Origin of the sequence: Candidatus Allofontibacter sp., from assembly GCF_038145245.1 — a bacterium.
Taxonomy (GTDB): Bacteria; Pseudomonadota; Alphaproteobacteria; order Pelagibacterales; family Pelagibacteraceae; genus Fontibacterium.
Window position 1 is genome coordinate 24,307 of sequence record NZ_JAYQPI010000005.1, and the last position, 23,913, is coordinate 48,219.

The 23,913-nt window shown below is 27.8% G+C and carries 27 protein-coding genes and 1 tRNA gene; 9 read left to right on the plus strand and 19 right to left on the minus strand.

Going from position 1 to position 23,913, the window contains the following annotated elements:
• Positions 1 to 18 precede the first annotated feature (18 nt).
• The 3 genes from AC8IGH_RS01835 to AC8IGH_RS01845 all read left to right on the plus strand — a co-directional run bounded on the left by AC8IGH_RS01835 (position 19) and on the right by AC8IGH_RS01845 (position 1,775).
• Positions 19 to 92, plus strand: a tRNA-Gln gene (locus AC8IGH_RS01835).
• A gap of 16 nt (positions 93 to 108) precedes the next feature.
• The gene (locus AC8IGH_RS01840) at positions 109 to 576 is read left to right on the plus strand and encodes a GNAT family N-acetyltransferase (RefSeq protein WP_507419014.1); all 468 of its coding nucleotides are present in this window, start codon (positions 109 to 111) and stop codon (positions 574 to 576) included.
• An 8-nt stretch (positions 577 to 584) separates the two neighbouring features.
• A complete protein-coding gene (locus AC8IGH_RS01845) occupies positions 585 to 1,775 on the plus strand; it encodes a CCA tRNA nucleotidyltransferase (protein ID WP_507419015.1) in 1,191 nt (396 codons plus the stop codon).
• 7 nt (positions 1,776 to 1,782) lie between these two features.
• Here AC8IGH_RS01845 and greA read toward each other — a convergent pair whose 3' ends face one another.
• From greA to AC8IGH_RS01860, 3 genes are read right to left on the minus strand one after another with little or no spacing between them, the layout of a single operon-like run.
• Positions 1,783 to 2,259, minus strand: a complete 477-nt coding sequence (gene greA / locus AC8IGH_RS01850) for a transcription elongation factor GreA (RefSeq protein ID WP_507419016.1) — start codon at positions 2,257 to 2,259, stop codon at positions 1,783 to 1,785.
• Positions 2,260 to 2,267: 8 nt separating this feature from the next.
• Positions 2,268 to 3,110 carry an oxygen-dependent coproporphyrinogen oxidase gene (hemF, locus tag AC8IGH_RS01855; protein ID WP_507419017.1) on the minus strand — a complete coding sequence of 281 codons (843 nt, stop codon included), beginning with the start codon at positions 3,108 to 3,110 and terminating at the stop codon, positions 2,268 to 2,270.
• A gap of 2 nt (positions 3,111 to 3,112) precedes the next feature.
• Entirely contained in the window at positions 3,113 to 3,568 is a 456-nt protein-coding gene (locus AC8IGH_RS01860) for a tRNA (cytidine(34)-2'-O)-methyltransferase (protein ID WP_507419018.1), read from the minus strand.
• A gap of 77 nt (positions 3,569 to 3,645) precedes the next feature.
• Here AC8IGH_RS01860 and petA point away from each other — a divergent pair, with 77 nt between their 5' ends.
• From petA to AC8IGH_RS01875, 3 genes are read left to right on the plus strand one after another with little or no spacing between them, the layout of a single operon-like run.
• Entirely contained in the window at positions 3,646 to 4,170 is a 525-nt protein-coding gene (gene petA, locus AC8IGH_RS01865; protein WP_507419019.1) for a ubiquinol-cytochrome c reductase iron-sulfur subunit, read from the plus strand.
• A 6-nt stretch (positions 4,171 to 4,176) separates the two neighbouring features.
• Entirely contained in the window at positions 4,177 to 5,478 is a 1,302-nt protein-coding gene (locus AC8IGH_RS01870; RefSeq protein ID WP_507419020.1) for a cytochrome b, read from the plus strand.
• Between the two features lie 8 nt (positions 5,479 to 5,486).
• Positions 5,487 to 6,272, plus strand: coding sequence for a cytochrome c1 (locus AC8IGH_RS01875; protein WP_507419021.1), 786 nt, complete (start codon positions 5,487 to 5,489; stop codon positions 6,270 to 6,272).
• Here AC8IGH_RS01875 and ychF read toward each other — a convergent pair.
• The 7 genes from ychF to lgt are packed head-to-tail and all read right to left on the minus strand — an operon-like array spanning position 6,249 to position 12,303.
• Entirely contained in the window at positions 6,249 to 7,328 is a 1,080-nt protein-coding gene (gene ychF, locus AC8IGH_RS01880) for a redox-regulated ATPase YchF (protein ID WP_507419022.1), read from the minus strand. The two genes, AC8IGH_RS01875 and ychF, sit on opposite strands and share 24 nt — an antisense overlap.
• 6 nt (positions 7,329 to 7,334) lie before the next feature.
• Positions 7,335 to 7,892: an aminoacyl-tRNA hydrolase gene (gene pth / locus AC8IGH_RS01885; RefSeq protein WP_507419023.1), complete on the minus strand. Its 558-nt coding sequence runs from the start codon at positions 7,890 to 7,892 to the stop codon at positions 7,335 to 7,337.
• Between the two features lie 7 nt (positions 7,893 to 7,899).
• Entirely contained in the window at positions 7,900 to 8,664 is a 765-nt protein-coding gene (locus tag AC8IGH_RS01890; RefSeq protein WP_507419024.1) for a 50S ribosomal protein L25/general stress protein Ctc, read from the minus strand.
• Positions 8,665 to 8,720: 56 nt separating this feature from the next.
• Positions 8,721 to 9,653, minus strand: coding sequence for a ribose-phosphate pyrophosphokinase (locus AC8IGH_RS01895; RefSeq protein ID WP_507419025.1), 933 nt, complete (start codon positions 9,651 to 9,653; stop codon positions 8,721 to 8,723).
• Between the two features lie 37 nt (positions 9,654 to 9,690).
• The gene (pgeF, locus tag AC8IGH_RS01900) at positions 9,691 to 10,455 is read right to left on the minus strand and encodes a peptidoglycan editing factor PgeF (RefSeq protein ID WP_507419026.1); all 765 of its coding nucleotides are present in this window, start codon (positions 10,453 to 10,455) and stop codon (positions 9,691 to 9,693) included.
• Positions 10,455 to 11,528, minus strand: a complete 1,074-nt coding sequence (locus AC8IGH_RS01905) for an SAM-dependent methyltransferase (protein WP_507419027.1) — start codon at positions 11,526 to 11,528, stop codon at positions 10,455 to 10,457. The genes pgeF and AC8IGH_RS01905 overlap by 1 nt, the downstream gene beginning before the upstream one ends.
• The gene (gene lgt, locus AC8IGH_RS01910) at positions 11,500 to 12,303 is read right to left on the minus strand and encodes a prolipoprotein diacylglyceryl transferase (protein WP_507419028.1); all 804 of its coding nucleotides are present in this window, start codon (positions 12,301 to 12,303) and stop codon (positions 11,500 to 11,502) included. The genes AC8IGH_RS01905 and lgt overlap by 29 nt, the downstream gene beginning before the upstream one ends.
• Before the next feature lie 47 nt (positions 12,304 to 12,350).
• Here lgt and AC8IGH_RS01915 point away from each other — a divergent pair, with 47 nt between their 5' ends.
• Positions 12,351 to 12,581: a hypothetical protein gene (locus AC8IGH_RS01915; protein ID WP_507419029.1), complete on the plus strand. Its 231-nt coding sequence runs from the start codon at positions 12,351 to 12,353 to the stop codon at positions 12,579 to 12,581.
• On the opposite strand, the gene AC8IGH_RS01920 is transcribed toward AC8IGH_RS01915, so the two are convergent.
• The 3 genes from AC8IGH_RS01920 to AC8IGH_RS01930 are packed head-to-tail and all read right to left on the minus strand — an operon-like array spanning position 12,564 to position 14,986.
• Positions 12,564 to 13,874, minus strand: a complete 1,311-nt coding sequence (locus AC8IGH_RS01920) for a sensor histidine kinase (RefSeq protein ID WP_507419030.1) — start codon at positions 13,872 to 13,874, stop codon at positions 12,564 to 12,566. The two genes, AC8IGH_RS01915 and AC8IGH_RS01920, sit on opposite strands and share 18 nt — an antisense overlap.
• 1 nt (position 13,875) lies before the next feature.
• Complete coding sequence (locus AC8IGH_RS01925) at positions 13,876 to 14,556, minus strand: response regulator (RefSeq protein WP_507419031.1); 681 nt, start codon at positions 14,554 to 14,556, stop codon at positions 13,876 to 13,878.
• Positions 14,549 to 14,986 (minus strand): MarR family winged helix-turn-helix transcriptional regulator, encoded by a 438-nt coding sequence (locus tag AC8IGH_RS01930; protein ID WP_507419039.1) that lies wholly within the window; start codon positions 14,984 to 14,986, stop codon positions 14,549 to 14,551. The genes AC8IGH_RS01925 and AC8IGH_RS01930 overlap by 8 nt, the downstream gene beginning before the upstream one ends.
• 91 nt (positions 14,987 to 15,077) lie before the next feature.
• On the opposite strand from AC8IGH_RS01930, the gene AC8IGH_RS01935 reads away from it, so the two are divergent.
• The gene (locus AC8IGH_RS01935) at positions 15,078 to 15,962 is read left to right on the plus strand and encodes a branched-chain amino acid aminotransferase (protein WP_507419032.1); all 885 of its coding nucleotides are present in this window, start codon (positions 15,078 to 15,080) and stop codon (positions 15,960 to 15,962) included.
• Here the strand turns inward: AC8IGH_RS01935 and pgsA are convergent.
• The 5 genes from pgsA to uvrB are packed head-to-tail and all read right to left on the minus strand — an operon-like array spanning position 15,959 to position 21,660.
• On the minus strand, positions 15,959 to 16,510 hold the full coding sequence (gene pgsA / locus AC8IGH_RS01940; RefSeq protein ID WP_507419033.1) for a CDP-diacylglycerol--glycerol-3-phosphate 3-phosphatidyltransferase: 552 nt from the start codon (positions 16,508 to 16,510) through the stop codon (positions 15,959 to 15,961). The genes AC8IGH_RS01935 and pgsA overlap by 4 nt on opposite strands.
• Entirely contained in the window at positions 16,507 to 18,357 is a 1,851-nt protein-coding gene (gene uvrC / locus AC8IGH_RS01945; protein WP_507419034.1) for an excinuclease ABC subunit UvrC, read from the minus strand. The genes pgsA and uvrC overlap by 4 nt, the downstream gene beginning before the upstream one ends.
• A complete protein-coding gene (locus tag AC8IGH_RS01950) occupies positions 18,344 to 18,760 on the minus strand; it encodes a dihydroneopterin aldolase (RefSeq protein WP_507419035.1) in 417 nt (138 codons plus the stop codon). The genes uvrC and AC8IGH_RS01950 overlap by 14 nt, the downstream gene beginning before the upstream one ends.
• Entirely contained in the window at positions 18,753 to 19,529 is a 777-nt protein-coding gene (locus AC8IGH_RS01955; protein ID WP_507419040.1) for an SDR family oxidoreductase, read from the minus strand. Before AC8IGH_RS01955 ends, AC8IGH_RS01950 begins: the two co-directional genes overlap by 8 nt.
• Positions 19,510 to 21,660, minus strand: a complete 2,151-nt coding sequence (uvrB, locus tag AC8IGH_RS01960; RefSeq protein WP_507419036.1) for an excinuclease ABC subunit UvrB — start codon at positions 21,658 to 21,660, stop codon at positions 19,510 to 19,512. The genes AC8IGH_RS01955 and uvrB overlap by 20 nt, the downstream gene beginning before the upstream one ends.
• 23 nt (positions 21,661 to 21,683) lie before the next feature.
• On the opposite strand from uvrB, the gene AC8IGH_RS01965 reads away from it, so the two are divergent.
• Entirely contained in the window at positions 21,684 to 22,901 is a 1,218-nt protein-coding gene (locus tag AC8IGH_RS01965; protein WP_507419037.1) for a pyridoxal phosphate-dependent aminotransferase, read from the plus strand.
• A 2-nt stretch (positions 22,902 to 22,903) separates the two neighbouring features.
• Here the strand turns inward: AC8IGH_RS01965 and trxB are convergent, their stop codons facing one another.
• Positions 22,904 to 23,845 carry a thioredoxin-disulfide reductase gene (gene trxB, locus AC8IGH_RS01970; protein ID WP_507419038.1) on the minus strand — a complete coding sequence of 314 codons (942 nt, stop codon included), beginning with the start codon at positions 23,843 to 23,845 and terminating at the stop codon, positions 22,904 to 22,906.
• Positions 23,846 to 23,913 lie beyond the last annotated feature (68 nt).

A 23,913-nucleotide genomic window follows, 5' to 3' on the forward strand; every position in this document is an offset into this window, starting at 1 on the left:
TACTTCTAAAATAAATATTGGGGCTTAGCCAAGCGGTAAGGCAGCGGGTTTTGATCCCGCCATCCCAGGTTCGAATCCTGGAGCCCCAGCCAAGTTAAATAAATTGCCGTGATTAGAGAAGAAAAAAAATCAGATAATAAAAAAATATTTTTTCTTGAAGAAGATGTTTTGGGTCCAGGTAGATATGCAAGACCAAGCTTTAGATTAAGGGAGAATCTTATACATAATTTAAAATATTCAAAAGTTTATACTCATGGAAAGAAAATAATTGGAAGTATTAGATATTTTAATTCTAAGATTCAAAATTGTGATGGGTTAATGTTGGGACCTTTAATAGTTGATCAAAAATTTAAAGGAAGAGGAATAGGCAAAGAGTTAGTGAATAAAAGTATATCTGCGGTAAAAGAAAAAAATATTGATTTTATTATTCTAATTGGAGAATTTGACTATTATGGACAATTTGGTTTTGAGATAAATAATAATATATTTTTTTCATTAAATGTTAGAAAAGAAAAAATTTTGCTCAAAAAATTATCAGAAAAAAGTATGTTTTCTGGAAAAATAGAATTGTATTAGCATTTTTAATGAAAAAAACATTTTTATTTTCAAAAGAAAATAAAAAAATAATTTCTATTTTAAATCCAACTAATTTAAAAAATTATACTAAGTTTGTTGGGGGTTGCGTTAGAAAAGCTGTTGAGGGCAAATTAACAACTGATATTGATTTAGCTACTATTTACAAACCAGAGGAAGTTAAAAAAATATTATTAAAAAATGGCTATAAAGTTATAGATACAGCAATTAAATATGGGTCAATTTCAACTTTCTCTAAAAATTATAAATATGAAATTACATCTTTAAGAAAAGATATACTACCTGACGGAAGACATACAAAAATACAGTTCACAAATAATTGGTTTGATGATTCTTTAAGAAGAGACTTTACAATTAATGCAATTTATTGCGATAAATTCGGAAAAATTTTTGATCCTGTTAATGGAATTGATGATTTAAAAAATAAAAAAATTAATTTTATTGGGAATCCTGATTTAAGAATTAAAGAAGACTATTTAAGAATTCTAAGATTTATAAGATTTTCATTAGAATATAACTATAATGTTAAAGATCCATATATTATAAAAACTATTAATAAAAATATAAAATTCTTAAAATTTATCTCTCGTGAAAGATTGTTTCTTGAGTTTAAAAAGATTTTAGAGCTAAAAAATTTATTTAATATAAATAAAAAAAACTTTTTTAAAAAGATTGTTAATCAAGTTTATAAAATAAAATTCTTTGAAAGATTAAATAGAGCTCAAATCTTGTGTGATAAATTAAGTTTAAAATTTAATTATTTACAATTACTTTCAATATTATTAGTAGGAAATAATAAACATAATATGTATTTTTCAAGAGAATTTAGATTATCTAATAAAGATAGAGATCATCTGGATTATATTTATAAACAGTTTCTTTTATTAAAGAATAAGTCTTATAATTATCAGATAATTAAACGTCAGTTATGCTTTTATAAAAAAGATTTGGCTTTAGATTTTTTAAATTTTATTTTTTGTGTAAAAAAAAAGATTAGTTTAAAAGATTTTAAAAAATATAAATTATTTATTAAAAGATTTAGAGTCCCAAAATTTCCTATTTCTGGAGATTTTTTAATTAAAAAAGGTTTTAAACAAGGAAAAGATCTTGGAAGGAAATTAGAATTTTTGAAAGATTCTTGGATTAAAAATAACTTTAAATTAAATTTAAGTAATATTTAATTTTTAATTAAATATATTGAACTTCAATAATCTCATAATTTTTTTCTCCTGCTGGGGTTTTTACAGAGACAAAATCGCCACTATGTTTTGAAACCAATTCTAATGCAATCGGCGATTTATAAAATAGCAAACCTTCTTTTGCATTAGCTTCATCTTTCCCAACAATTTTGTATTTTTTTTTTTCGTTATTTTCTACGTCTAATAAAATAATTGTTGATCCAAAAATAACTTTTTTATCATTCTTAATTTTTGTAACATCCACAATGTTAGCGGTAGCTATTGTGGTTTCAATTTCTTGGATCCTTCTTTCATTATGACCTTGTTCTTCTTTTGCAGCATGATATTCGGCATTTTCCTTAAGGTCTCCGTGGGCTCTTGCTTCCGAAATAGCATTTACAATTTTAGGTCTAGTTACCGAAATTCTTTCTTGTAATTCTATTTTAATTTTTTCTAAACCTTGAGGGGTAATTGGTTCTTTTTCCATTTAGATTTTTACCATTTTGCAAGCGGAGGAAGCGACATAAAAATAGCTTCAATATTTCCATTGGTATTTAAACCAAATTTAGTACCTCGATCATATAATAAATTAAATTCTACATATCTACCTCTTTTGATCAATTGTTTTTGTTTATCTTTATTATTCCAATTTAAAAACATTTTTTCTTTTATAATTTTAGAAGAAACTTTTAAAAAAGTTATTCCAACATCTCTTGTATAATTAAAATCTTTTTCCCAGTTATTAGAATTAAGATAATCATAAAATATTCCACCATCTCCTCTAGGTTCTTGCCTATGAGGTAAAAAAAAATATTGATCACAATTTTTTTTGTGTTGAGAATAATAATTCTTATTATGAAGATTACACATTTTTTTTATTTCGTTATGAAAATATTCTTTTTGATTTAAATCTTTTATACATGGAGTCATATCCATTCCTCCACCAAACCAAGATTTTGATGTGACTATAAATCTTGTATTAAAATGAAATGCAGGAACTTTTGGATTTTTCATATGTGCTACAATAGAGATTCCGGAAGCCCAAAAATTAGGATTGTACAATGCGCCAGGAATATTTTTTCTAAATTCTTTATTAAATCTTCCTGAGACAGTGGAAATATTAACTCCAACTTTCTCAAAAACGGAACCATTCTCAATTAATGCAAAAGTACCTCCGCCTTTAGAATTTCCTTTTGTTTTCCATTTTTTTTTTTTAAAAAATATTTTTTTTTTAGATTTAAAATGTTCAATTTTTTCAAATTCGTTGCAAATAGAATTTCTTAAATTCTCAAACCAGTTTTTAGTAATAATTTTTTTTTGTTCTAAATTTAGATTCACGATCAAATATTGTAGTAATTGTTTTGCCTAAGCGCTTCAGATAACACAATAGAAATAGATGTTACAACATTTAAAGATCTAGTATTTTTAGACATAGGTATTTTTAATCTTGCATAAGCTATCTTGTGAATAGATTCTGGCACACCAGCACTTTCTCTTCCAAATAATATCGTATCATCTTTTTTAAAATCAAAGTTAAAATAATTTTTTTTTGCTTTAGTCGTTAATAAAATTATTCTTTTATCTTTTTTAATTTTCATAAAGTCATCAAATGATTGATATCTTATAATTTTGCAATTTTTAAAGTAATCCATGTAGATACTTTTGAGTCTTTTTTCATCAAATAGAAATCCACAAGGTTCAATAATTTCTAAAGTTGCATTTAAACATGCGCACAATCTTATGGTTGCAGCCGTATTTTGAGGAATATCAGGCTGAAATAATGCAATATTAATCATATTAAGAAATTTATTATTTATGCGTCATTCTGGCTATGGAAAAGAAAATAGTTTAGAAATAATTAAATTAAATATTTATGTCAGAAAATAATAATAGCTCAGATAAAAAAAATAGAAGGGATTTTTTAACCGTTGCAACAACAGCCGCAGGCGTAGTAGGGGTTGGAGCTGCAGTTTGGCCAGTTATAAACCAAATGAATCCAGACTCTTCAGTAAAAGCTCTTGCATCTATTGAAGTTGATTTGTCAAAAATTAAAGAGGGACAAGAAATAACAGTCTTATGGAGAGGAAAACCTGTTTTTATTAAAAAAAGAACCAAAGAAGAAATTGCTAGCGCTGAAAAAGTTGATCTTAAAGAGTTAAAAGATCCTCAACCTGATAATAAAAGAGTTAAAAAATCTGAATGGTTAGTTTTAGTCGGAGTTTGTACTCATTTAGGCTGCGTTCCGATTAGTGGAAAAGGTGATTATGGCGGATGGTTTTGTCCTTGTCATGGTTCTCATTATGATAGTTCTGGAAGAATTAGAAAAGGTCCTGCACCGACTAATTTGGAAGTTCCAACATATGAATTTGTTGGAGATAATAAAATTAAGTTAGGATAAAAAATTATGAGCGGAAAAGATTCTAATTTTAATCAAAATGAAATTAAACCTGTTCATACAAATAAAGTAGGCGGATCTCCATTTAAAGGAGTTGTTGGTTGGATAGATAACAGACTTCCAATTATAAGAATGTTTAAATACGAGTATTTAGATTTTCAGGTTCCAAAAAATTTAAGTTATCTTTGGAGCTTAGGTGGAATATTGATGGTATGCCTAATATTCTTAATTGTTACAGGCTTAGTTCTTGGAATGCATTATAAACCATCCTCAACTGAAGCTTTCGTATCTGTTGAAAAAATTATGCGAGATGTAAATTATGGGTGGCTTCTTAGATACGCTCATATGAATTTTGCCTCGTTCTTTTTCATAGCAGTATACATTCATATTTTTAGAGGACTTTATTATGGTTCTTATAAAGAACCGCGACAACTAATGTGGCTTATCGGAATTATTATTTTTTTTATGATGATGGCAACTGCTTTCCTTGGTTATACTTTGCCTTGGGGTCAGATGAGTTATTGGGGCGCAACTGTTATTACAAATTTATTTTCAGCAGTTCCATTAGTGGGTAAAGCAATAGTTACATGGTTGTGGGGAGATTATTCAGTTGGAGATTCTACTTTGAATCGTTTTTATGTTTTGCATTGGCTTTTAGCTTTCGGTATTTTAGGCGTAGTAATTTTCCATGTAATAGCTTTACATATTGTTGGTTCCAATAATCCATCTGGTATAGAGCCAGCTGACACTAGAGATACAGTTAGTTTTGCGCCTTTTACGACAAGCAAAGACTTATTTGCGATGCTGATTTTTTTATTAGCTTTTGTTTTAATTACCATGTACGCCCCAAATTATCTCGGACACCCTGACAATTATATTCCTGCGGATCCCTTGATAACTCCAGCCCATATTGTTCCAGAATGGTATTTTTTACCATTCTATGCAATTTTAAGAAGTATTCCTGATAAACTTTTAGGAGTCATTGCAATGGTAAGCAGTATTGCAGTTTTGGGCCTGTTACCTTGGTTGGATTTATCTAAAGTTAGATCATCAGTTTTTAGACCTATATGGAAGCAGTTTGTTTTTTTATTCGTTCTTGATTTTTTTATATTGATGTACGTAGGAGGAATGCCAGCAGAAGGCATTTATGTTTTAATTGCTAGAGTGGGTACTGTTTATTGGTTTTTATTCTTTTTAGTAATAGCTCCTTTAGTATCATTAACAGAGAAAACTTTACCTATGCCTAGCAGTATCCATGAATATGAAGATTGGAAAAAGAAGGGAAGAATTAAAACATTTAAAATTTTTTAGATAAAATTATGATTTCCTCATTAAAATATTTATTATTTTTTTTCTTTTTTATATTTAATATTTCAAATTCTTTTTCTGCAGAAAAACAAGAAAAATTACTTAAGCAATCTTGGTCTTTTGATGGTTTTTTTGGAAAGTTTGATAGAGCATCTCTTCAAAGAGGTTACCAAATTTATACGGAAGTTTGTTCATCTTGTCATTCAATGAATCTTTTAAGTTATAGAAACTTATCAGAAGTAGGTGGACCGAGTTTTTCAGAAGAAGAAGTTAAAGCAATAGCGTCAAAAGTTGAAGTCTTAGATGGTCCTAATGATAATGGAGAAATGTTTAAAAGACCTGGGAAGCCATCTGATAAATTTGCAAGTCCATTTGCCAATGAAAAAGCAGCAAGAGCTGCAAATGGGGGAGCTTATCCTCCTGATATGTCAGTTTTAGTAAAAGCTAGAGCTGGTGGACCAGATTATATTTATTCAATTTTGATGGGTTATGATGACAAACCACCAAAAGGAATGAAGCTTGAAGATGGAGTCTATTACAATAAATATATGTCAGGCAATAAAATTAAAATGGCAAAGCCATTAAATAAAGACTCTGTAAATTATTCAGATGGAACTGTTGCAACTCAAGAACAGCTTGCAAAAGATGTTGTTACTTTTTTAACTTGGGCATCAGAACCTCATTTAGAAGCTAGAAAAAGAATAGGATTCAAAACTGTAGTTTATTTATTAATTCTTACAGTATTAGTTTATCTTGTTAAGAAAAAGATTTGGTTACGTGTTGAACCTAAAGTGTAAAACATCTCCATCAACTACTTCATAATCTTTTCCTTCGACCTTTAATTTCCCATTGTCTCTAGCCCCGACTTCCCCTGCATACTGAATATAATCTAGGTAAGAAATGACTTCAGCTTTAATAAAACCTTTTTTAAAATCAGAGTGGATCACTTCAGCTGCATCTGGAGCTTTACAGTTCTTTTCAATAGTCCATGCGTGAGTTTCTTTAGGACCTACTGTAAAATAAGTATTTAAGTTTAAGATTTTATATCCAGCTTTTATTATTTGATCTAATCCAGATTCTTTTATCCCAATTTCTTTCATAAATTCTTTAGCCTCTAATTCTTGAAGTTCAGTGATTTGTTGCTCAATTTCAGCAGAAACAATTACTACGGTATCATTTTGAAATTTATTTTTTATTTTTTCTGAGTAATTATTTCCATTGCTAACGCTATTTTCATCTACATTGCAAACTAAAATTCTTGGCTTAGTTGTTAGAACTCCTAGGTTTTTGATTAACTTTTTATCAAATTTTTCTTCTAATTTTTCTGGGCGAACTCCTTTTTTTAATAATTCATAAATATGCTCTAATATTTGAAAAGTATCTTTATTTAATTCATTATTTTTATTTTTTTTTTGTGATAATCTTTTTTCTACGGACTCTAAATCCGAAATCATCATTTCAGTCTCTACTATTTCCAAATCTCTTATAGGATCAACTGTTTTATTTACATTTTGTATTTCAGTTGATTCAAAACATCTAAGCATATGTATTACAGCATCAACCTCTCTAATGTTTGCAAGAAATTTATTACCCAGACCTTCGCCTTTAGATGCACCAGCCACAAGTCCGGCAATATCAACAAAAGTTATATAAGTTGGAATAATTTTTTCTGATTTTGCAATATTTGAGAGTTTTTCTAATCTTTCGTCAGGAACTGTAACAACACCAATATTTGGTTCTATTGTACAAAAAGGAAAATTAGCTGCCTGAGCATTTTTAGATTTTGTAAGAGCATTGAATAAGGTTGATTTACCCACGTTAGGTAAACCTACAATTCCACATTTGAAACTCATACAGACTTATTGATTACTTTTAGAAGTAAAATCGTCTAGTTTTTTTTCTATAAGAAGATTTATATTCTTGAATATTTTTTTAATAACTTGATCTATTATAATTTTTTCTTCTTCAGTAAAATCATTTAAAACATGTTTGTCTACTAATTCTTTATCACCAGGATGACCTATTCCAATTCTAATTCTGTTATAATCAGTTCCGATAGAATCGTCTATTGACTTAATTCCATTGTGACCCCCGCTAGATCCTCCAATTTTAGTTTTTATCTTTCCAATTTCAATGTCCATGTCATCATGAAATACAAAAATATTATTAGTCTTAATTCTATGATAATCAGTTATTTCTCTAATACACATTCCAGAATTATTCATAAAAGTTAATGGCTTTACGACAATTACTTTATTGTCTTGAACTTGACCGTTAGTAAGTAGGCCTTTGAACTTAGGTTTTTGTTTTGAGAGCCCAAAATTTTTATTTAAAGCATCTATAAGTTTGAAACCAACATTGTGTCTATTATTTGAATGTTTTGGATCCGGATTTCCTAACCCCGCAAATAATAACATTTATTTGTTATTTCTTTTTATCTGCAGGTGCTGCAGCGGCAGCAGGTTTTTTTCCAGCTTCAGGAGATTTTGCAGCCTCTCCTGGTTTCGCTTTTCCATCAGCAGCTTTGGCATCACCCGCAGCGGCAGTTGTGCCTTCAGCTGGAGCTGTAGCATCACCTGTTGCAACGTCACCTGTAGCCGTAGCAGCTGGTTCAGGTTCTTTAACAACCGTAGGAGCAGCAATTGTTGCAATAGTAAAGTCTCTATCGCTAATTACAGGTTTTGCTCCTTCAGGTAGTTTTACATAAGATATGTGAATACTTTCATTCATTTCTTTATTAGTTAGATCAACTACAATTTCAGTAGGAATATTTTCAGCAATACATCTTAATTCTATTTTTCTTCTTACGATGTTTAACACGCCACCCATTTTTAATCCTGGACAGTTCTCACTGTTGATAAATTTTACAGGAATATTAACGGTTACTTTAGTTCCGGGATTAATTTTTTGAAAATCTATATGTATAGGTTCATTATTAAGAGGGTGAAAATTAATATCTTTAGCTAGAACTTTATGTTTTGATCCACCTATGCTCATTTCAATAACAGAACTCATAAAGTTAGAAGTTTCTAGCATTTTTTTAATTGATATTTTTTTAACTGATAAAGGTAAGTTTTTTTCTTTATCACCATATAAAATACCTGGAAGAAAACCTTCTAATCTTAATTTTTTAAGATCACTTTTTGTATTAAGTTTTCTTTCTGATGCTTCGAGCTTTAAATTTTCCATATATTCAAGATCGCCTGTTTTATATTAACTTCTAAAAAAAAACAAGTTAATGTTATTTATTTGAATAAGCTAGAAACTGAAGTTGATTGAGATATTCGCTTGATAGCCTCAGCAATTAATGAGGCAATACTTACTACCTCTATTTTAGAAACGCCTTTAATCTTATTTGTATTATCAATTGTATCAGTGATAACAATTTTTTTCATTTTAGATTTTTTAATTTTATCAATAGATGATCCTGTAAGCACTCCATGAACAACGTAGCAATAAACGTCTTTTGCTCCTTTTTCTATTAAGGCATCTGCGGCATTACAGATTGTTCCACCGCTATCAATTAGATCGTCAATTATAATGCAGGATTTATTTTTAACCTCGCCAATAACATTCATAACTTCAGATTGTCCTGGACGCTCTCTTCTTTTATCAATGATGGCTAAACCTGCATTTAATCTTTTGCCAATAGCTCTTGCTCTTTCAACTCCACCAACATCAGGTGCAACACAAACAATATTTTTAGTGCCAATATTTTTTAATATATGTTTTAGCAAAACTGGAGCTGCATATAAATTATCAACAGGAATATCAAAAAATCCCTGAATTTGATTTGCGTGGAGATCCATCGTAAGAACTCTATTTGCTCCAGCATTTGTAATTAAGTTTGCAACTAATTTTGCACTTATAGGGGATCTTGGCACAACTTTTCTATCTTGTCTTGCGTATCCGAAATAAGGAATTACGGCTGTTATATTTTTTGCCGAAGATCTTCTCAAAGAATCTATGCATATAAGTAATTCCATAATGTTATCGTTGGCAGGATAAGAAGTTGATTGTATTAAATATACATCGTTACCTCTCATATTTTCTTTTATTTCAACGTAAACTTCAGAGTCAGCAAATCTTACAATTTCTCTTTGAGTTGGTTTTGTTTTTAAATATTTACAAATTTGATCGCTTAGTGAAATGCTACCAGTTCCAGATACAATCTTCATGAGATCTTTATATATAATTTTACTATTAGTTAATCAATTAATATCTACAGATTACAGATATACATCTTCCATAATCTGATTCATTATTGTGTACAGATCTTCTGTAACTAAAAAAGTTTTTATAATCGCTATAAGTATCTCTATTAATATGATCAATATTTTTTTTTGGTATTCCTAGTTTTAAAAATTTGTCATTTACGAATAATCTTAGATTAAAATAAATTTTCTTACCATTATTTATAAAATATTTTTTATAATTATAATTGTTAATCTTAATTTTTTTCACAAAGTCTTTTTTTACCTCGTAATTTTTTTGCGCTATGCAAGGTCCAATTGCAACAATTAAGTTTGATGTTTTTGATTTTATTTGTTTAAATTTTTTTATAAGATTTTCAATAATCCCAGAATTTGCACCTTTCCATCCAGAATGAATAGCTGCAATTGTCTTATTTTTTTTATCAGCAACTAATATTGGTACGCAATCTGCAGTTAAAATGCCAAAAGAAAATTTTGGATATGTAGTAATAATTCCATCAGCTTTGAATCTTTTTTTTACTAAAAAATTGTCAAAATTAATTATTTTATTACTATGATATTGCCTTAATATAATTAGTTTATTTAGTTTGCAGCCAACTTTTTTTGAAACAATTGTAATATTTTTTTTTACAATTTTTTTTTTATCATTAGATCCTAATCCGCAGTTAAGACTTTTATAAATTCCTTTAGATTGGCCATTTTTTTTTGTAAAAAAAAAACTTTTCAAACCAGGTATTTTGTTAATTTTTTTTGAATGAAAAATCATTAAATAAATCCTAGATTAAATTTGCAATTTTTTTTGGAAAAGGCCAATACATGAAAGGAATTCCCCATTTCTTTTGGATTTATTAATTTGTTAATACTTAGAATTAAGTTTTTACTAGTTATTGCATCTTGTTTTTTAATTATTTGTTCTGCTCTTTCCATAATTCCTAATTTCTGTAAAAAATAATTCTGAGATACAGCTCCTATATTTTGAATATTATTTATTTTAAAAATATTTTTTAATATATTGAAATTAACATCGAAAGTAATATCGCAATCAGTGTATTCCTCTAACAAATCAACAACTCTGTGTTTTTTTATTGCTCTGATAGTATTCTTGCCAATAACGCTTGAATAACCGTAATCAAACATTAAAAAAATTCCATTATTTTTTTTTATAATGTTAGATATTGAATTAATATAAGTTTCTATATTGATTGGGTACTCTAGAATTTTGCTTTTATTAATATTGTAAAATTTTGAATATTTTTTAAGGTAATTTTTATTAATTTTATTTTTATAATAAGTAATATTCTTTTTATTATTATCTTTAAAAGAAATGCATTTCTCATACCAACTATTATTTTCCTTATAAAATTGTTTTATAGGAAAAGCGTCGAAAAATTCGTTAGCTATGATTATTGTTGGATATTGATTAATTTTATTAATATTTTTTATCCAAATAATATTTTTATAATCATTTAAATTTTTTTCTTGAATTTTTATTAATTTTTCACTTTTTTCATGTAGATAAACAGTAAATATCGCATCAAACGTTTTAATTCTTTTAATTGAATTTATTAATTGTTTAATCATTAAGCCATTTCCAGGACCTAATTCTAAAATGTTAATTTTTTTTGGTTTTTTTATATAAATCCAATAAGACACAATCCATACTGAAATCATTTCTGCAAAAATACTAGAGATGATAGGAGATGTTATAAAATCCCCATTTCGACCAAATATCTTTTTATTCTGATAGTAGCCTAATTTTTTGTCGTATAACGCAATATTAATAAATTGATTTAATGGAATAAATTTTTTTTTATTTATTAATTTTTCTATAAGATTCATTTTTAATTATTTTAAATGCAATAATTCCAAACATTAAAAAACCTAGACTTATACAAGTTCCTAAAGATAGATTAAAAACTACATAGCCTATGTGTTTATCTGGTTCTCTAAACATTTCTGATATTATTCTAAATACAGAATAAAGAATTAAAAAATAACAAGATAATTCACCATTAAATAATTTTTTTTTATATTTTAAGATAGTATTCAACAATAAAAATAATATTAAACCTTCAAGAATAGCCTCATAAATTTGCGATGGATGCCTTGGCTCCATATCTACTTTAGGAAATATCACTCCATAATTTGAAAAAGTTTTTTTTCCATATAATTCTCCATTTATAAAATTAGCTATTCTTCCAAAAAAAATACCAATCGAAGCAACACAAACAATTATATCAGTTAAGACAAATATTTTAATTTTATTTCTTTTTGCAAAAATTATTGAAGCAATAAAAACTCCGATAGCACCTCCATGAAAAGACATTCCCCCTTGCCATAAAAATAAGATTTCGATCAGGTTATGGAAATAGTAATTAAAATTGTAAAAAAAAATATATCCAATTCTGCCTCCGAAAATAATTCCAAGAATTATATAAATTAAAAAATTATCAAAGTTTTGAATATTAATTTTTTCTTTATTCCAATACTTTTTAATTAAAAATTTTGCATAGTAAAAACCAAGAAAAATACCAGCAATATATGCCAAAGAGTACCAGCGAATTTCTAGAAAACCAAAATTGATAATAATAGGATTTAGATTGTGAATAAACATTTAAATAATTCCAGAATTATTTATAACTATATCATCAAGAAGAATATATGAATAATTATAAAAAAATTCTCAATGATTTTATAAATTTATTTCAATTAGGAATTTTAACTGCGAAAGATATAAAGCAAGAAATAAGTACTATTATTCAGTTTAAAAAAGAAAAAATTATGCACCAATTTAATAACTCTTCAGAAAAAGATTTAAAGGAATTAAAAATTAAAATAAATAAGTTAAATTTAGAAATAAAAAGATTAAGGAAACTAGTTAGGAAAAGATAAGGTAACTCTAAGTCCTTTGCCCTTAGGATTGTCGAATAGTTTTACGGTGCCACCGTGAGAATTAACAATATCTTCTACAATTGAAAGACCTAATCCAACATTGCTTTCTTTAAGAGATCTTGACTTATCTACTCTATAAAATGGTCTAAATACCTTTTCTTTATATTCATCTGCGATTCCTGGGCCATCATCATCAATGTTAATTAAAATATTTTTTTTTATTTTTTTACAAGTAATTAAAATATTTTCTGCATATTTTTGAGAATTATTTATAATGTTAGCAATACATCTTCTAATAAGATTTTTTCTTCCAGAGAGTATTAAATTTTTAGGGCTTTTTATTTTTATATTCTTTTTAAAACTTTTATTAATTAAATTTTGAATTAATTGTACTATATTAAATTTTTCTATAGGTTGAGAGTATTGATTACTTGCAAAGTCGAGATATTCATTAATCATTTTTTCCATTTCAATAATTTCTTCTTTTAATGAATTTAATTTTTGATTTTTGTTTAAAAGTTCGATTTGTAATTTTAATCTAGTTAGAGGTGTCTTAAGATCGTGGCTAATACCTGATAGCATGGCCGTTCTTTGGCTTATATGTTTTAAAATTCTTCTTTTCATTTTTTCAAATTCATAAGAGGCTTTTCTAATTTCAAGAGCTCCTGACACTTTAAAATCACTATCAAATTGTCCTTTGCCAAACTTTTCTGCGGCCTCCGAAAGATAAATGATAGGCTTTATTTGATTTCGCAGAAAAATTATTGAAATGAATAGAAATATTAATGAAGGCACTGTGATCCAAAGAGCAAATATTCTACCTGATGTAGATCTTATTTTTGATTTAGGTACTAAAAATTCTATTACTTCATTCTTATTAAACAGAACTAATACCTGAACATATGAACTACTAAATCTTACGTTATGCCAGTATGGATTTTTTATTTTATCTGTGAATTCTTCAAGAACAATTTTGTCGTATAAACTGTACCATTTAATCGTTTCTGTAGATGGAAGTTGCTGGTTTTCTTTTTTGACTGAGATTATTGTTCCATTTTTATCTTTATAAATATTAATTAATTCATTACTCTTATTTTTTTGCTTAAATTCCGGATAAAGAGCTAAAAAAGTATTTATTTCATTAGCAGCTGATCTAACTAAACCTCTATTTGTTTTATACCAAATGCTATCAAAAAAAACTCCACCAACAACAATTTGAATAAGTATTATGGGAGCTATTACAATTAATAGCGATCTAAAAAGTAAAGTTCTAGGAAATATTTTTCTTAACATTTCAATCTAACCACAAAACATACCCAGTACCACGGACTGTTTGTAAATACTTTGGATTTTTTGGATCTGGTTCAATTTTTTGTCTTAATCTTGTAACTAAAACATCTATGCTTCTTTCTTGTGTTAAGTTTGTGATCTTAGATATTTCTTCCCTGGAAAATATCTTTCCTGCGGAGCTAATCATGTTTTCTAGTAAAGACTTTTCACTAGCATTAATCTTTATTATTTTTTTGTCTTTTTGAATTTCCATTTTTTTAATGTTAATATTGGCTTTTCCTATTTTAATTGGCGTTAAAATAGGTTTTTCTTTTTTAATTCTTTTAATTACATTTTTAATTCTTAACAAAAGTTCTTTTGGTTCAAATGGTTTTGGTAAATAATCCTCTGCTCCTAACTCTAATCCCTTTACTCTGTCTTCGGCCTCTCCTTTTGCTGTAAGAAGAATTATAGGTAAATCAATATTCTCTCTAATTTCTTTTGTAAGCTGCAAACCGTCTTTGCCTGGCATCATTATATCAATAATTGCCAGATCAAATTTGACAATTTTTAATTTTTCTTCAGCATCAGTAGCATTGATTGCTGTTGATACAAAAAAATTATTATTTTTTAAATATTGTTTTAATAGATCTCTGATCTTATCATCATCATCAACAATCAAAATATGTATCTTTGAACTATCCATAAATTATTTTTTTCATTATTGATTTAAAATTTAAAACTTCATCTGAACTTGAATTTTTTAGCGCGTTAATTATTCTTTTTTTTTGTTTATTAAATATTTCTTCGCAAAGTTTTTTACCTTTTTCAGTTAAAATCAGTTCTCTTTGTCTTCCATCTTTTGTTCCTTTTTTTTGAGTTATAATATTTTTTTTTAATAAATCTTGCAGGACTCTACTTAAGCTTTGTTTAGTAATCTTTAATTTTCTTAATATGTCAGCAATACTAATATTAGGATTTCCCTCTATAATACAAAGCAATCGATGATGCGCTCTACCAAAAGAATTTTTTTTTAGTACTTCATGTGGATCGGAATATGAATCTATGTAAGCTTGAAAAATAAGTTCAATAATTTCTTTTAGACTCTTCTCTCTTAAATATAAAAGATCTTTCATTTTTAAAATTATATTGTATGTCAGTTTTATTGACATATCTACTTTACTTATTTACCAATACAATTTTAATTATTTATTACTTTAGATTTTAATGGAACCAATCCCTTTTGATAAAAGATCAGGAAAAATTTGGTACAACGGAAAACTCGTGGATTGGAAAGATGCTAATTTACATATTCTGAGCCATGGGCTTCATTATGCTAGTTGCGTGTTTGAAGGGGAGCGAGTTTACAATGGAGAGATTTTTAAATTAAGAGAACATACAGATAGGCTAATTCATTCAGCAAATAGGATGGGTATGAAGATTCCCTATTCTGCAGATGAAATAGACAATGCATGTAAAGAAATAATTTTAGTGCAGAATGTTAAGAGTGGTTATGTGCGACCAGTTGTATGGAGAGGGAGTGAAATGATGGCTATATCTGCGCAAAAAAATAGGATTCATTTAGCTATAGCGACATGGGAATGGGGATCTTATTTTGATCCACAAATAAAAATTAAAGGAATTAGACTGGACATTTCAAAATGGAAAAAACCAGCACCAGACTCTATTCCTTGGGATACCAAAGCATCAGGTTTATACATGATTTCAACTTTATCTAAACATGAAGCTGAAAAAAATGGTTATCATGATGCTTTAATGATGGACTATCAAGGTAATATAGCAGAAGCAACAGGAGCAAATATTTTTTTTATTAATACTAAAAATAATGAAATTCATACTCCAATAGCCGATTCTTTCTTAGACGGAATTACTCGAAGATCAATTATAACAATAGCAAAACAACTCCAGATTAAAGTTTTGGAAAGAAAAATAAAAATTGATGAACTTAATAAATTTGATGGTTGTTTTTTAACAGGTACTGCAGCAGAAGTAACTCCTGTATCTCAAATTGGAGATGTTAAGTTTACAGTAGTTGATTTGATTAAAAAATTAGATGATAATTACTCAAAACTAGTTAATAAAAATAATTAATCAATAAGATCTATTCCTTTTCTTAAATAAGCGTATCCTGTCCAAAGTGTTAATATTGCAGACATCCAAAGTAAATATATCCCTAATTGAATTCCATAATTAAATAAAAATTTATCTCCGCTTGTACCAGCTAATAAAATAGAAATAGCTATCATTTGTATAATAGTTTTTCCTTTAGATAAATTTGTTACAGGAATATAAATTTGTGCTTTTGCCAAAAATTCTCTGAGTCCTGAAATTAAGATTTCTCTTGTAACTATTATTATTGCTGCAACTACATGGATATCTTTGATAATTTGATTCATTATTAAAAGGGAGAGCGCAGTTGCTACTAAAACTTTATCCGCAATAGGATCTAATAATTCTCCAAATTTTGATTGCTGTTTATATAACCTTGCAAAAAAACCATCGAGGTAATCTGTAAAAGCAGCCAATACAAATATTGAGCAACTTAACCAATCACTTAATTCTCCTGGGATATAAAAAACGCCTACTAATATAGGCGCAATAAGAATTCTTCCGATTGTTAAAATATTGGGAATTTTCATTTTTTTGATATTAAACTATTTTTATTAAAAAAATTATAAATCTTATTTGCAACTAAATCACTTATTCCATCAATTTTTTTGATATCTACGATGCTTGCACTCTCAATTAATTTTACAGAACCAAAGTGGTTTAATAGTAATTTTTTTCTTTTTTTTCCTATACCCTCAATTTTATCAAGCGCAGATTGAGTAAAGGCATTTTTTCGATTAATTCTATGTGAAAAGATAGCAAATCTATGAGCTTCATCGCGTAATCTTTGTAAGAAAAATAATAAAACATTATTATTTATTTTAATTTTTTGATCATTATAAAAAAAGGTTTCATTACCTTGGTTTCTTCTCTCTCCTTTTGCAATTGCAATTATATTCAAACTAAAATGTCCGAGTTCATTTAAAATTTTTCTAGCTATATTGTAGTGCCCTTTTCCACCATCAATTATAATTAAATCAGGTAATTCATCTTTGTTATCCGGTTTAATTTTTGCAAATCTTCGCGAAAGAACTTCCTTTAGCATTCCATAATCATCTCCAGGATTAATATTTGTCTTTGATATGTTAAATTTTCTATATTTTTTTTTAATAAATCCATTCTTTCCAAATGCAATAAAAGCTCCAACCGCATTAGATCCTTGAACGTGACTGTTATCGTAAACTTCAATTAAACTTGGGCTAAAACCCAAATTAAATTCTTTGTTAATTAATAATAAAAAATGATCATTTTTTTCATTTTCTAATAATTTTTTTTCTAGAGCTAATTGTGCGTTCTTAACAGCTAATTTAATAGAAAGTTCCTCATTATTATTTTTTGCAGTTTTTATATTGATCTTTTTATTATATTTTTTTTCCAAGGCAGTTTTAACAAGATTTAAATCTTTAATTTGTTTGTTTAAAATAATTTCTTCTGGTGGGATTTTATTTTCATAAAATTGAATTAGAAATGAATAAATAATTTCGTCTATACTATCATCTTTGTCATGTTTTGGAAAAAAAGCTTGATTGCCCCAGTTTTGTTTAGATCTAAAAAAAAATACTTCAATGCATGTGATGTTATTTTTTTGAAATGCAACAATTAAATCAGCATTATTAAAATTATTTATATTAACTTGCTGAGAAGATTGAATTTGAGTTAACGCTTTTATTCTATCTCTAATAGTTGCTGCTTTTTCGTAGTTAAATTTTTTACTTTGAATTTCCATCTCTTTAGAAAGTTTTTTTTGAATAAGAGCAGATTTTCCATTTAAAAAATTAATACTATCCATAACAAGTTTATTATAATCGTTTTCGTTGATTTCATTTGTGCATGGAGCTGAGCATCTTTTAATTTGATACAAAATACATGGTCTTTTTCTATTGTTAAAAGTTGAGTCGTCACACACTCTTAATAAAAATACTTTTTGTAATGTTTTGATTGTCCAACTTGCAGAGCTAGGAGAGGCAAAGGGACCAAAGAAAATATCATTTTTATTTTGTTTGCCTCTAAACTTGGTTAATTGAGGAAATTTATGTGACTTGGTTAGCTGAATATAAGGAAAAGATTTATCATCCTTTAGTAATATATTGTATTGAGGCTGATTTTTTTTAATTAAATTAGCTTCAAGAAGCAGTGCTTCAGCTTCATTTTGTGTTGAAATAAATTCTAGATTTTTTGTATTTGAAATCATTCTTTCAGTTCTTATTGGTAAATAAGAGGATGAAATGTAACTGTTTATTCTATTTGGTAAGTTTTTTGCTTTTCCTACATAAATAATAGTGTTTTGACTATCTAACATCTTATAAACCCCAGGACCGTCGGGTAAAAATTGGATTATATTTTTTATGATTTTTTTTCCTTGTTCAAAGTTTTTCATAATCATTTCTTGATTTAAAAAATTCTATTCCAACAGATTCTGTATTTTTAATTATATCTAATTTTTCAATTTTTATTTTAATGTTTAAAATATTTGGATTTTTAAAAATTTCGTAAATAAAATCATTCGCAAATGATTCTAAAAAATTATATTTTTTTTTTAAAAAAAAATTAATTTTATTAATAATTTCTTCATAGTTAAGAACAGAATTAATATTTCCATCAATTACTTTTCTTTGTTTATTTAAAACTTCAATATTAAATCTTAATTTTTGAGGCTTGCGCTTTTCAAAAGCATGGTAACCAATAATTGCATTACAAGTATAATTTTTAATAAAGATTACTTCTTTAGATTTTAATTTTTTTTTATATTTGAAAAGCTTTATAATATTGGTCTTATTCATTAGTTCCAATGATGTCTGGAGTTTTCCAATTTAAACTTTGTCCGCTATCTACGGCAATAACCTGACCAGTTATTGTTTTACTATTTGCTAAAAGATAAGCAGTTTTACATATGTCTTCAACGCTAACAGCCTTACCAAGCAAAGTATTTTTTGATTGTTTATTAAAATGTTTTTGAGTTTGTCTTTTGTTTTTTAAGACTGGGCCTGGAGCAATCGCATTAATTCTGATTGATGGAGCTAATTTCATTGCTGCAATTTTTGTTACTGTATGTAGACCTGTTTTGCTAATTGTATAAGAAAAAAAATATGGAGTTAGTTTAAATATTCTTTGATCAAGAATATTTATAATAGATTTATTTTGAGATTTATTTTTAATTTTAGAAAATTCTTTAATTAGAATAACGGGAGCTAAAAGATTAATTTTTATATGTTCATCCCAGCTTTTATCATTAAAGTCTAAAATATTATCATTATTAAAGATAGAAGCATTATTAATTATGCAATCAATATCTCCTAATTTTTTTTTGGCAGAAGTAATTATACTTTTTATTGATTTTATATTTATAAGATTTTTTTTAATACAAATACATTTTACTCCATAATTTTTTATTTTTTTTTTAAGGGTGTAAGCTTGCTTTTTTGATTTATTAAAGTGAATTGCAATATTCCATCCCATTCTTGCAAAATATAAAGATAGTTCTTTTCCAATTCTTTGTGAGGATCCTGTAATTAAAATATTTTTATTCATTTTATTTGATTTTTTTTGCAGTCATTCCAGCCCTACCTTGGGTTGATCTACCTATTAATTCTTTTTTTATACCATCATTATAGATTTTAATTTTGCTACTCATATTAATTTCTAATTCTCTTTCTTGAAGTTTTCTAATCTCATCTCTTATTTTTGCTGCTTGCTCAAATTCTAAGTTATCAGCGGCTTTTTTCATTTCTTTTTCAAGCATTTTCAAATGCTTTTTAAGATTATCACCAATTGGAATGTCATTATTAAAAGTAACATAATCTTTTTCAAAAACACCTTCTAAAATGTCATTAATTTTTGATTTGATGGATTGGGCAGTTATTTTATTTTTTTTATTGTATTCAATTTGTTTAGTTCTTCTTCTGTTAGTTTCGTTAATGGCTTTTTGTATACTTATCGTTTCCTTATCTGCATATAAGATAACTTTGCCATCAATATTTCTAGCTGCTCTCCCAATAGTTTGTATCAAAGATATTTCGGATCTTAAAAAACCTTCTTTATCAGCATCTAAGATTGCAACAAGAGCACATTCCGGAATGTCTAATCCTTCTCTTAATAGATTAATGCCAATTAAAACATCGAATATGCCTAACCTTAAGTCTCTTATAATTTCTATTCTTTCAAGCGTATCAATGTCTGAATGCATATAACGAACTTTGATTCCGTTTTCATCTAAATATTCAGTCAAATCTTCGGCCATTTTTTTTGTAAGCGTTGTTACTAGTACTCTTTGATTATTTTTAGAAACAGCAATACATTCATTTAATAAATCATCTACTTGATTTTTAGCAGGTCTGATAAAAATTTGAGGATCAATCAATCCAGTTGGTCTTATAATTTGTTCCGCAAAAACTCCTTTACTTTGTTTTAACTCCCATTCACTTGGTGTTGCAGAAACAAAAATTGTTTGCGGTCTCATCATATCCCATTCTTCAAATTTTAATGGTCTATTATCCATACAAGAAGGAAGTCTGAATCCATAATCAGATAAAGTTTTTTTTCTAGTAAAATCTCCTTTATACATTCCGTTTAACTGTGGAATAGTAACATGGCTTTCATCAACAAATACTAAACACTTATCTGGAAGATACTCAAACAATGTTGGTGGTGGTTCTCCAGGGTTTCTTCCCGACAAAAATCTTGAATAGTTTTCTATTCCGGCACAACTCCCTGTGGCTTCGATCATTTCTAGATCATATCTAGTTCTCTCTTCCAGTCTTTGTGCTTCTAAAAGTTTTTTTTCATTTCTAAATTTTTCTAAAACAACAATTAATTCTTTTTTTATTTCTTTTATTGCTTTCTCTACTGTTGGCCTAGGAGTGATATAATGACTATTTCCATATAATTTTATTAAATTAATTTCTTTATTGTCAGTTCCGGTTAGCGGATCAAAAGATTTAATCTGTATTATCTTATTGTCTTCAATTGTAATTCTCCATGCTTCATCTTCATAATGTGAAGGAAAGACTTCTATATTTTCTCCTCTAACTCTGAAAGTTCCTCTATGAAAATTTTGATCATTTCTTTTATATTGAAGTTCAACAAGTCCTTTAATAATTTTATCTCTTTCATAACTTTCATTTTTTTTAAAAATTAAAGTCATTTTACTGTATGAGTCGACTGATCCTAATCCGTATATACAAGATACACTTGAAACAATTATTACATCATCTCTTTCCAAAAGAGATCTAGTTGCTGAATGTCTCATTCTATCAATTTGTTCGTTTATAGAGGCCTCTTTTTCTATGTAGGTGTCAGATCTTGGAACGTAAGCTTCTGGAGTGTAATAGTCATAATAAGAAACAAAATATTCAACAGCATTATTAGGAAAAAAATTTTTCATCTCACCATATAACTGAGCTGCTAAAGTTTTATTTGGAGCAAGAATTAAAGCAGGACGATTTAATTCTTCGATAATTTTAGCCATTGTGAAAGTTTTTCCAGAACCAGTTACGCCTAGCAAAACTTGATTTTTTTTATTATTTAATATTTCTGTTTTTAAAAAAGAAATAGCCTTTGGTTGATCGCCAGCAGGGGAGTATTCAGTTATTAATTGAAGTTTTTTTCCACCCTCTAATTTTTTTAAAGAAAGTTCTTTCGTGTTTGATTTTTCTAATATATTAGTTTCCGAAAGATTTTGCATATTTCAAAATACAATTAATTTAAATGTCTATACTATCAACTTCTTTATCGAGAATAAAAGAATCTCCAACAATTGCAATTACGCAGAAAGCGAGATTACTAAAAGAAAGCGGAAGAGAAGTAATAGCACTTGCATCTGGAGAACCTGATTTTGATACTCCAGATAATGTAAAAGCAGCAGCAATTAATGCAATTAAAGGTGGTCAAACAAAATATACTGCTGTTGATGGAACACCGGAGTTAAAAAAAGCAATTGTTAGTAAATTTAAAAGAGAAAATAATCTAAGTTTTGATGTTGACAATATTACTGTTGGCACAGGAGGTAAGCAGGTAATTTATAATTGTATTCTTGCAACGATTAACCCGGGTGATGAAGTTATTATTCCAGCGCCTTATTGGGTTTCATATCCTGACATGGTTCTATTAGCGGGGGGGACACCAAAATTTGTAGAATGCGACGAGCAAAGTGATTTTAAAATTTCTGCTAATCAACTTGATAGATTAATAACAAATAAAACAAAATGGTTTATTTTAAATTCCCCAGGCAATCCTACTGGTATGTGCTATTCAAGATCTGAACTAGTCGACTTAGTTAAAGTTTTAAAAAATCATAAAAATGTAAATATTTTAACAGATGATATTTACGAACATATTCTTTATCAAGATAAAGGAGCGAATGATTCAAAATTTGTAAATATTTTAGAGATAGATGATTCTTTAAAAGACAGAACTTTAGTTGTAAACGGAGTGAGCAAAGCTTATGCAATGACAGGATGGAGAATTGGTTATGCTGCGGGTTCAAAATCTCTAATAAAAGCAATACAAAAAATTCAATCACAATCGACAACTAATCCATCTTCTATTAGTCAAGCAGCTGCAGTTGAGGCTCTTAATGGAGATCAAAGCTTTATAAGTTCAAGAGCTTTAGAATTTAAAAAAAGAAGAGATTTTGTCGTTAGTTCTTTAAATAATATTTCTGGACTCACTTGTGTTAATCCACAGGGGGCATTCTATGTTTTTCCAAATTGTAAAAAATTAATGAATAAAAAGACATCAAGTGGAAAAATTATTAAGAATGACACAGATTTTGCAACTTATCTATTAGAAGAAACTGGAGTTGCGATTGTTCAAGGATCAGCTTTTGGGCTGGAAGGCTATTTTAGAATCTCTTACGCAACTTCAATGCAAATTTTAGAAAAAGCAGTAATAAAGATTAAAAGTTTTTGCGAAAGTCTAAAATAGTCTTAAGGATTAGATAAATGTCTTTCGGCCTCAAGAGCAGCCATACATCCCATTCCAGCTGCTGTAACGGCTTGTCTATATAGTTTATCTTTTACATCTCCTGCAGCAAATACACCTGGTATATTAGTTTTTGTAGAGTCAGGTTGAGTTATTATATAACCATTACTATCCATATTAATCTGCCCTTTAAACAAAGTTGTTGCTGGGTCATGTCCGATTGCAACAAAAAGACCATGAGTTTGTAATTCAGTGAATTTATTTGTTTTTATATCTTTTAATTTAACAGCAGTAACACCCTTAGGATTTTCTGTTCCAATAATTTCCGAAACGACGCTATCCCAAATCACATTGATTTTTGGATGGGAAAATAATTTTTTTTGCAATAATTTTTCTGCTTTTAGTTCACTTTTTCTATGAACGAGTGTTATTTTTTTTGCAAAATTTGTCAGGAATAAAGATTCCTCAACTGCAGAATTTCCACCTCCCACAACAACAACATCTTTATTTTTATAAAAAAAACCGTCACAAGTTGCACAAGCAGAAACACCAAATCCTTTGTATTTTTCCTCTGAGTCTAAATTTAACCATCTCGCCTGTGCACCAGTTGAAATAATCACACTTTCAGCAAAATAATGAGTTCCAGAGTCTCCAATTATTTCAAAAGGTTTTTTATTAAAATTAACTGCAGAGATATGATCTTCAATGAATTTTGTTCCAACCTTTAAAGCCTGTTCTTTCATTTGTTCCATCAGCCAAGGACCCTGAATTACGTCTGCAAATCCTGGAAAATTTTCAACATCAGTAGTGATTGTTAATTGACCACCAGGTTGCGAACCAGCAATTAAGATTGGTTCAAGCATTGCTCTTGCTGCATAAATTGCAGCTGTATATCCAGCAGGACCTGAGCCAATAATTATTACTTTATTTACCTTATGGACATTCATTGTAGATTTTAATTAATAATACTTATAATTAATTATCATTTTAAACAATGAGATATTTTAAAGCATTA